Raw genomic sequence first — 9,196 nt, forward strand, 5'->3', positions numbered from 1 at the left:
CTACTTTATCTTTTCCAAAGTTAAATCAAATTAAAATTCCTGCAAGAAATTTCCTTGTCTCTCGCCATTATCAATAAATCTCCATGAATTTGCCCTCAGAGTTATGAATATATGTCAATGGGTGAATTTCACCGATTTAAATGAAAGGCAAAAAAAATACAATTTGGCATTAATTTTATCGAGCAAAGGGTTATTTATGCCGACAGTTAATACAGTTAAAGACGAAAACCATGAAGCCACTCCATAACAAAGGAACCAAGGAGCTGTATAGCTCCTGACGGTTTATCAAGACGGTTATTTCACTCTATTTAACAAAGGTATTAAAATTATGTATTACTCATTAACTAACCTTGGCAATAAAACCGGTGCTGAACTAGCCCAGGCCGTCGCGGCAATTCCGGCAGGTGTGACCTCGCTTTTATTGAGTACGAATGACCTTGGTAACAAAACAGCTGCCGAACTAGTCCAAGCTTTCGCAGCAATTCCAATAAGTGTGACTGAACTTAATTTGAGCCTGAATTTTCTTTACAAGAAAACCGGCGCCGAACTAGCCCAAGCGTTTGCGGCAATTCCAGCGGGTATGATCACACTTAATTTGAGCCTGAATGTTCTTGGCGACAAAACTGGCGTCGAACTAGCCCAAGCTTTCGCGGCAATTCCAGCAAGTGTGGCATCACTTAATTTGAACGGGAATGGCTTTGACAGCAAAACCGGCGCCGAACTAGCCCAAGCGTTTGCGGCAATTCCAGCTGGTGTGGCATCACTCGATTTAAACTCGAATGGTCTTGCCAACAAAACTGGTGCCGAACTAGCCCAAGCATTTGCGGCAATTCCAGCGGGTGTGACTGCACTTAATTTGATCTGGAATAATCTTGGTAACAAAACCGGAGCCGAACTAGCCCAAGCGTTTTCGGCAATTCCAGCAGGTGTGACCTCGCTTAATTTGAGCGGGAATGGCCTTGACAACAAAACCGGCGCTGAACTAGCCCAAGCTTTCGCGGTAATTCCAACAAGCGTTATTGCACTTGATTTGAGCTTAAATAGCCTTGACAAGAAAACCGGAGCCGAACTAGCCCAAATTCTAGCCGCAATTCCCGCGACAGTAACAACGATTACTTTATCTGAAGAAGATATTGTAAATCGCCCCACAAAGGAACTTATTGACCTAGGAAAGGCTCTGCCGCATGCCCTCATTAAAATTGTCGACGTGAGTAATCAACCCGGCACGCATGCAAAAACACAGGAGCTGCAAAAGTACATGGGAGCCTGGATTAATGAAGCCCATGCACAACTAAAAGATATCCCGTTACCCGAAGATTTGGTTGATCTGATCTTGGAGAAAGAAACCGGAGTTAACGCTGTAGAAATAAGCGCTTTTGCAAAGGCTAATGCTCCTGTTGAAATAAACAAGAATGCGTTCTTCACGCCAAACGCCGATTTCACGAAGAATCACCAGCATAAAGAGAAGCAAAAGGGCGTGATGCTGGCTGTTCAAAGTCTTGTTCGATGATCAGGACAACTCGTTCGTTATACTAACAGAAGGTATTAAATTACACAGTTACCATTAACTGGCCTTAGTAAAAGGTACTCTCTAAATGTATCCTTTGAATTTTTTCAATTTGAGAAACGCGATGATGCGTCCTGTTATTTCCCAATGAAGCAACTAAAAGTCGGTTCTATCTGATAAGGATATCAGAAAAATCCAGTTCTCATGAATAAATCAGCCCCTTTAGTGTGGCGATTAACGGCAATCTGTTTCTTTTTTATAGGGGTCCGTCCCGGACCGTCCCCAAAAAATCTGCCATCAGAGTTAAGAATATATGTCAATAGGTGAATTTCGCCGATTTGAATAAAGGCGAAACAAAGTACAATTGGTCGTTAAATTGATCAAATAGAGAAAATATTTGTGCCAAAAATTATTCAGATAGAAGCAAGGAATTTTGTATTTCATATCTGGTTATCAGGACAAGAATTTCATTATATTTTATAGAGGTAAATTATGCATTTCCAATTAACTGACCTTGACAAGAAAACTGCTGTCGAAATAGCCCAAATAGTAGCAGCAATTCCAGAGGACACGACCTCACTTGATATGAGCTGGAATGGTCTTCACAATAAAACTAGCGCCGAACTAGCTCAAATTTTTGCTGCAATCCCAAAGGGAGTGACCTCACTTAATTTGAGCGGGAATGGCTTTGACAATAAAACTGGTGCTGAACTAGCTCAAATGTTCGCCGCAATTCCATCAAGTGTGGCCTCACTTATTTTGAGTAACAATGGCCTCTACAAGAAAACCAATGCCGAACTAGTTCAGGCACTGGCGTCAATTCCAGCAAATGTGACCTCACTTGATTTAAGCTGGTGTGATTTTGACAACAAAACTGCTGCCGAATTAGCCCAAATTTTCGCGGCAATTCCAGCAAGTGTGGCCTCACTTAACTTGAGCTGGGATTACCTTAATAAGAATACCGGCGCAGAATTAGCCCAGGTTTTGGCGGCAATTCCGAAAAGTGTGACTTTACTTAATTTGAGTGGAAATGACCTTTACAGCAAAACCCTTGCCGAACTAGTCGAAGCTTTAGCGGCAATTCCAGCAGGTGTGACCTCACTTAATCTGAGCTGGAATGAGCTTTACAACGAAACCGCAGCTGAACTAACCCAGATTTTAGAGGCAATTCCCGCTGAAGTAACCACGATTACTTTATCTGAAATAGATATAATCAATCGCTCTACCGAGGAGCTGATGATCCTAGGAAAATCACGGCCTCATTCCATCATTAAAATTGTCGATGATAATAATCAACCCAGTAATCACGAAAAAACACACGAGCTGCAAAAGATCATGGGAGCAAGGATTAATGAAACACATAGGCAAATAAAGGATATATCCTTACCAAAGGATTTGGCTAACTTGATATTGGAAAAAGAAACTGTTGCTGCAGTAGAAATAAGCGATTTTTCAAAGGCTAATGTTCCTGTTGAAACAAACAAAAATGCATTTTTCACGCCAAAGGCCGATTTCATGAAGAATCACAAGCATGAAGAAGAGCAACAGAGCGTCATGATATTTGTTGTTTAACGTCTTGTCCGACGATTAGAACGACTTTTTCATAATATTTATTATAACGGTATTAAATTATGTATTACTCATTAACTGATCTTGGTAAAAAAACCGCCGCTGAACTAGCTCAAATCTTTGTGACAATTCCAGCGGGCGTGACCACACTTGATTTGAGTAAAAATGACCTTGGCAACAAAACTGATGCCGAATTAGCGCAAATTTTCGCCGAAATTCCAACGGATGTGACCACACTGAATTTGAGTTGGAATGGTCTTGGCAACAAAACTGGTGCTGAACTAACTCAAATTTTCGCGGCAACTCCAGCAGGTGTAACTTCACTTAATTTGACCTTGAATGACCTCGACAAGAAAACCGGAACCGAACTATCCGGGGCTTTCGCCGCAATTCCAGATGGTGTGACCACACTTCATTTGAGGGGAAATGGCCTTGGCAAAAAAAACGGTGCTGAACTAATTCAAATTTTAGCTGCAACCCCAGTACATGCGACCGAACTTGATTTGAGCTGGAATAGTCTTGGCAACAAAACCGTTGCTGAATTAATCCAGTCTTTCGCGGCAATTCCAGCGGGTGTGACCACACTTCATTTGAGCGGAAATGACCTTGGCAAGAAAACTGGTGCTGAGCTAACTCAAATTTTAGCCGCAATTCCAGCGGGTGTGACCACACTTCATTTGAGCGGAAATGGCCTTGGCAAGAAAACCGACGCTGAACTCACTCAAATTTTAGCCGCAACACCAGTAGGTGCGGCCGAACTTGATTTGAGCTGGAATGGTCTTGGTAATAAAACCGCTGTTGAACTGGCCCAGGCTTTTGCTGCAATTTCAGCGGGCGTGAGCTCACTTGATTTGAGCGGGAATGATCTTTCCACGAAAACCACTGACGAACTAACCCAAGCTTTCGTTGCAATTCCGGCTGCGGTAACAACAATTACTTTATCTGAACGAGATGTTGTAAATCGTTCTAAAGGGGAGCTTATTTATTTAGGAAAAGTGCTATCGGATTTCTTTATTAAAATTATCGACGATAAAAATGAGCCCAGTGATCATCCAAAAACACAAGAGCTGCAACAGTACATGGACGCAAGGATTAAAGAAGCACATATGCAACTGCAACTAGAGGATATCCTATCACCAGAACGTTTGGTTAATCTGATATTGGAAGCAAGTGTTAGTCCAGTAGAACCAAGCTCGATACTCTTCGCGTCCAATGGCCATATCGCAAAAAAAACGGAGTTAATGCAGAAGAAATAAACGAGATAAACAAGTATGAGTTCTTTATACCCAATGCCTATGCACTAAGAATGGCAAACACGAAGCGGAATAAAAGAGCGTTAAGCAGGTTTGATCAACCTCTGTCCAATGTTCAGGGACGACTATTTCCTTATATTTAACACAGGTATAAATTAATGTATTACCGATTAACTGATCTTACCAACAAAACCGCTACTGAACTAGCCCAGGCTTTCGCCGCAATTCCGGCAAATGTGACCTCGCTTAATTTGAGCGCGAATGGCCTTGACAACAAAACCGGCGTTGAACTAGCTCAAATTTTCGCCGCAATTTCAAGGGGTGTGAGCACACTTAATTTGAGCTGGAATTTTCTTGATAACAAAACTGCTGTGGAACTAGCCCAAGCTTTAGCCAGAATTCCCGTTGGTGTGACCGCACTTGATTTGAGCTGGAATATCCCTGGCAGCAAAACCGGAGCCGAACTAGCTCAAATTTTCGCCGCAATTCCAGCGAGTGTGACCTCGCTTAATTTGAGTGGGAACTTCCTTAGCAAAAGAACCGCTACAGCATTAGCACAGGCTGTCGCTGCAATTCCAGCACGTGTGACCACACTTGATTTGAGCTTGAATGCCCTTGGCGGCAAAACCGGCGCCGAACTAGCTCAAATTCTCGCTGCAATTCCAGCAAGCGTGACCTCGCTTAGTTTGATCGGGAATTATCTTGGTAATAAAACTGCTGCGGAACTAGCCCAAGCTTTCGCCGCAATTCCAGCAGGCGTGACCGCACTTAATCTGAGTGGGAATGGTCTCAGCAGCAAAACTGCTGCCGAACTAACTCAAGCTGTCGCTGCAATTCCCGCGACAGTAACAACGATTACTTTATCTGAAGAAGATATTGTAAATCGCCCCACAAAGGAGCTTATTGACCTAGGAAAGGCACTGCCTCATGCCCTCATTAAAATTGTCGACGCTAACAATCAACCCAGCACGCATGCAAAAGCACAGGAGCTTCAAAAGCACATAGGCGCTTGGATTAATGAAGCCCATATACAATTAAAGGACATACCGTTACCTGAGGATTTAGTGAGTCTAATTTTGGAGAAAGAAACCGGAGTTAATGCCGTAGAAATAAGTTCTTTTGCAAAGTCTAATACCCATGTCGAAAGAAACAAGAAAGTGTTCTTTACACCCACTACTCATGTGGCAAAGAAGCACAAACACGAAGAGGAGGAAAAGAACGTTATGCTGTTTATCGTTTGATAGCTTAGGGGGACGGTCCGGGACGGACCCCTGCAAAAAGTATGCAGATTGTTTAAATTGTTTTGATAATTTAATTATGATTTTTATTTTAATAGATTGAATAATTTATAAAAAAAGTATATTTTCTCCTCGAGTCCAAAATCGATTAAAGGAAGAAATATGCCTCGACAAGCCAGAGTTGTAATGGCGGGACAGCCACATCATATTATTCAGCGAGGGAATAATAAACAGAATATATTCAATGCAAGAAAAGACTTTTATTACTTTCTAAATAAATTATCTGAGACATCAATTGAATATGATTGTGACATACATGCCTATGTCTTAATGACAAATCATACCCATTTGCTTGTTACGCCTAAGAAGCAAGATAGCCTAAGTAAAATGATGCGAAAATTGGGAACCTGTTACGCTACCTATTTTAATCATAATTATGATAGAACAGGTTCACTTTTGGAAGGGCGTTATAAATCTTCAATTATTACTGCGGATGCTTATTTTCTCATTTGTATGAGATACATCGAATTAAACCCCGTTAGGGCATATATAGTGAAGCATCCCTCAGAATATGAATGGTCTAGCTATCGAGCAAATGCACTGGGGGCAGACAATACTATGATTTCACCTCATTCTTTATATTTATCAATGGCATCAAATGAAGAAGAAAGAAAGGAATTATACAAAAGCTTATTTACAACGGCTCTATCAGATAAGGATATCAGAAAGCTCCAATCTTCATGTAATAAATCAGCCCCTTTATTGTAGTGATTAATAGCAATCTGTTTCTTTTTTATGGGGGTCCGTCCCGGACCGTCCCCTATTTAGATAATTAAAACCTTAGCCCCAGGATGAGTTTTTACCCAATTAGCCACATACTCGATGTAGTTATTTTTGCCAACTGCAATGCATCCACGCGTTGAGTAGGGTAGGTTATTAAACCAACTTAACCTACCCGATGACTGAGTTGGCCCATGGATCCCTACATCTCTACCTGTATATCCTGCAGCTAATTGTTTTGTAGTCGGGTAGAGAATTGGAATAAAGACTTTAAATTTATTGGATTTTCTTGGATGAGCTAACCCATATAAACCAATTGGCGTTTTATTATCCCCCGCCTTTTTTTTACCGACGCCTTTATATCCGAGAGCTACTTTAAAACTCTTAATTACACTGCCTTGTTTACAAATATTTAAAATGTGCTTTCTGGTGTGTACATTGATTCCATTTGATAAAGGGCAATTCGAAGTACTAGCAAATAAAGCAACAGGAAAAAAAATAGAGATTATTAAGGTGATTGCTTTTATTTTCATATAAGTAGACAAATATTGTTGAAGTTGGTTGATAATTATTCCACAATATTTCCTTTATGCATAGGGTTGGCGGGCTAAAACTTTTACCTAAAGTCATAGGGAGAAAGTCTGATCGGCAGCGCAGTGCTTAAGGGGACGGCCCGGGACCGGACCCCCTAGTTATGCCCTAAGAAGCAAGATAGCTTAAGTAAAATGATGCGAAAATTGGGAACCTGTTACGCTACCTATTTTAATCATAATTATGATAGAACAGGTTCACTTCGTTCTTTATATTTATCAATGGCATCAAATGAAGAAGAAAGAAAGGAATTATATAAAAGCTTATTTACAACGATTCTATCAGATAAGGATATCAGAAGGCTCCAATCTTCATGTAATAAATCAGCCCCTTTATTGTAGTGATTAATGGCAATCTGTTTCTTTTTTATAGGGGTCCGTCCCGGACCGTCCCTCCGCGCTTATTTTAATCTATTGGTCTATAATTCATTCAAGTGGGTGGGAAATCAATATGTGTAAATATGAGGTTTATTAAATGACTGACTACGATGATGGTGACAAACATCCTGATCTGGTTATCGTTGGGATGGGCCCTGTTGGTTTAGCTGCAGCATATGAAGCTGCGCGTAATGGTAATAAAGTTTTAATTGTAGAAAAACGAACTGAAAAACTATCGTCAATACGTCCTCAAGTCGTTGTACTTAGTCCCGAAAGAAAAAACCAACTGATCGCCATGATTAATAAAAATAATGATCAACTGAGTGATTCAGATATAAAATTTTTAGATACATTAGCTGGTTCAGCTGAAGTTAAGATAGCGTCAGTGCAAAAATTTATTTTAAATCGAATTAACAATCTCAATAAGCAACATAGGCGGGAAAAAGAGAGCAACGGGATGAATGCGATCAATATTTTGTATGAAACAACACTTGAGTCCGTTGATCCTGCGAGGGGAATAGCTACCATGAAGTCTAAAGATGGACCCTCACAAGAAATAGGATACCAGCATTTGGTTGCAGCGGATGGAGGAAGATCTCAAACACTTGCTTTGGTCAATGCGAAACTTGAAAAGCGTGATCAAATTAAACGTTCAACACCTCTGGGAATGAAGCACATAGCTCATACCTTTCATTTAGGCGCTTATGTAAAACTATCAAGAGCAGACGGTCAGCCACTTGTGCTTCCTGAGCGTGAATTTACATCGTCTTTCATGGATGATGGGGATAATAGCGAATCTCATAGATTGTATTTTTTACGATTTGAAAAAAAATCTCACGATAAAAGTAATAAGAAAAGTGTCAAAATGGGATTCATCGGAGAGGTTCCTAAAGAAATTTACGACCAATATCAAGAATATCTTAAGGAGGCAGAAGATCTTCAAAAAAAAATAGGAGAGATTGATGCGAAACTTAAAATTAATGCTAATGATACTGATCTTCTAAGTGAAAAAGAAAAACTGGAAAGCAGCTATCAATCCGTCGTTACAGAGGCACAAAAGCATGCTCTTGCTTATGCAAAAAAAGCAGCTGCAAAATATATGAATGTTAAAGAAAGTGAATTAAATATTGAACTGACCCCAAGTAAAAAAACTCCTGAAAAAGATAAATTGAAAATTTTAGCGTTCCAAGGAAATAGCCAGTTAGCAGGTAAAGCTGCGATTCGGGTAAACGATCATGGATTTTATTTAATTGGTGATGCTTATTTTACTCCTAATTATGCGCTAGGCCATGGTTTAAATGACGGATTAGAAGCTGCTGCTATGATTGGTAAAATACCTAAAAAAGAAAGCAAACAAAGCAAAGGTGAAAACGTACAGAGTCTTCAGCAACATTTATCTGAATATAATAAATTAAATGCAAAGAATTCAAATTTCATTCGAATGATGATGCAGGTCATACGCTGGTTCAGAAAATTAGGAGTCACCCGTATTAAGCTAGCCGATATGCTTGAAACGGGGGTGAGTGTTCGCGAAGAGAGTAACAAAATTGATTTGAAAAAGAGTGTGTGCCATACAATTGACCGCTCCAGAGCCGGTGTGGACAGAGATAAGGATTGCATTGAACGATATATTGAAAAAAAATTTAATGCTGAGGATGTAAATAAATTAATTACTTATGGTTTGGATTATTATTCAATGGGCTTCTTATCGGAGGATGCTCCGGGCTTTAAAGGTAAATCAAAAGAGGAACAAATAGCTTTTTTAAGACAAGTTTCTGAATCAAACGGCAATATCCCTATTTTATTACCCTGGCGTCTAAAAGTTGATTATTCCCATGCAGCATATTTAGTCTCATTTTTCTTAAAAAAATTCATAATTTT

At 40.0% G+C, this 9,196-nt stretch carries 7 protein-coding genes; 6 read left to right on the forward strand and 1 reads right to left on the reverse strand.

Features of this window, described 5'->3' with window-relative positions:
* Nucleotides 1-328: 328 nt before the first annotated feature.
* From Lstg_RS18000 to Lstg_RS11540, 5 genes are all read left to right on the forward strand, one after another.
* Entirely contained in the window at nt 329-1,510 is a 1,182-nt protein-coding gene (locus Lstg_RS18000; RefSeq protein WP_058477834.1) for a leucine-rich repeat domain-containing protein, read from the forward strand.
* Between the two features lie 489 nt (nt 1,511-1,999).
* The gene (locus Lstg_RS11525; RefSeq protein ID WP_058477835.1) at nt 2,000-3,079 is read left to right on the forward strand and encodes a leucine-rich repeat domain-containing protein; all 1,080 of its coding nucleotides are present in this window, start codon (nt 2,000-2,002) and stop codon (nt 3,077-3,079) included.
* A 59-nt stretch (nt 3,080-3,138) separates the two neighbouring features.
* Nucleotides 3,139-4,332: a leucine-rich repeat domain-containing protein gene (locus tag Lstg_RS11530; protein ID WP_058477836.1), complete on the forward strand. Its 1,194-nt coding sequence runs from the start codon at nt 3,139-3,141 to the stop codon at nt 4,330-4,332.
* A 155-nt stretch (nt 4,333-4,487) separates the two neighbouring features.
* Nucleotides 4,488-5,570, forward strand: a complete 1,083-nt coding sequence (locus Lstg_RS11535; protein ID WP_058477837.1) for a leucine-rich repeat domain-containing protein — start codon at nt 4,488-4,490, stop codon at nt 5,568-5,570.
* Between the two features lie 159 nt (nt 5,571-5,729).
* Nucleotides 5,730-6,335, forward strand: coding sequence for a transposase (locus Lstg_RS11540; protein ID WP_058477838.1), 606 nt, complete (start codon nt 5,730-5,732; stop codon nt 6,333-6,335).
* 56 nt (nt 6,336-6,391) lie between these two features.
* Here Lstg_RS11540 and Lstg_RS11545 read toward each other — a convergent pair whose 3' ends face one another.
* Nucleotides 6,392-6,880 carry a L,D-transpeptidase family protein gene (locus tag Lstg_RS11545; protein ID WP_058477839.1) on the reverse strand — a complete coding sequence of 163 codons (489 nt, stop codon included), beginning with the start codon at nt 6,878-6,880 and terminating at the stop codon, nt 6,392-6,394.
* Nucleotides 6,881-7,412: 532 nt separating this feature from the next.
* Here Lstg_RS11545 and Lstg_RS11555 point away from each other — a divergent pair.
* Nucleotides 7,413-9,196, forward strand: a 1,784-nt coding sequence (locus tag Lstg_RS11555) for an FAD-dependent oxidoreductase (RefSeq protein WP_156413869.1), incomplete at its 3' end; no start/stop codon positions are given.

The sequence above is a fragment of the Legionella steigerwaltii genome, from assembly GCF_001468065.1.
Lineage (GTDB): Bacteria > Pseudomonadota > Gammaproteobacteria > Legionellales > Legionellaceae > Legionella > Legionella steigerwaltii.

Excerpts from the sequence above, each read along its gene's own strand:
- Lstg_RS18000 (WP_058477834.1), top strand. The coding sequence starts at position 329 with ATGTATTACTCATTAACTAACCTTGGCAATAAAACCGGTGCTGAACTA.
- Lstg_RS11525 (WP_058477835.1), top strand. The coding sequence starts at position 2,000 with ATGCATTTCCAATTAACTGACCTTGACAAGAAAACTGCTGTCGAAATA.
- Lstg_RS11530 (WP_058477836.1), top strand. The coding sequence starts at position 3,139 with ATGTATTACTCATTAACTGATCTTGGTAAAAAAACCGCCGCTGAACTA.
- Lstg_RS11535 (WP_058477837.1), top strand. The coding sequence starts at position 4,488 with ATGTATTACCGATTAACTGATCTTACCAACAAAACCGCTACTGAACTA.
- Lstg_RS11540 (WP_058477838.1), top strand. The coding sequence starts at position 5,730 with ATGCCTCGACAAGCCAGAGTTGTAATGGCGGGACAGCCACATCATATT.
- Lstg_RS11545 (WP_058477839.1), bottom strand. The coding sequence starts at position 6,880 with ATGAAAATAAAAGCAATCACCTTAATAATCTCTATTTTTTTTCCTGTT.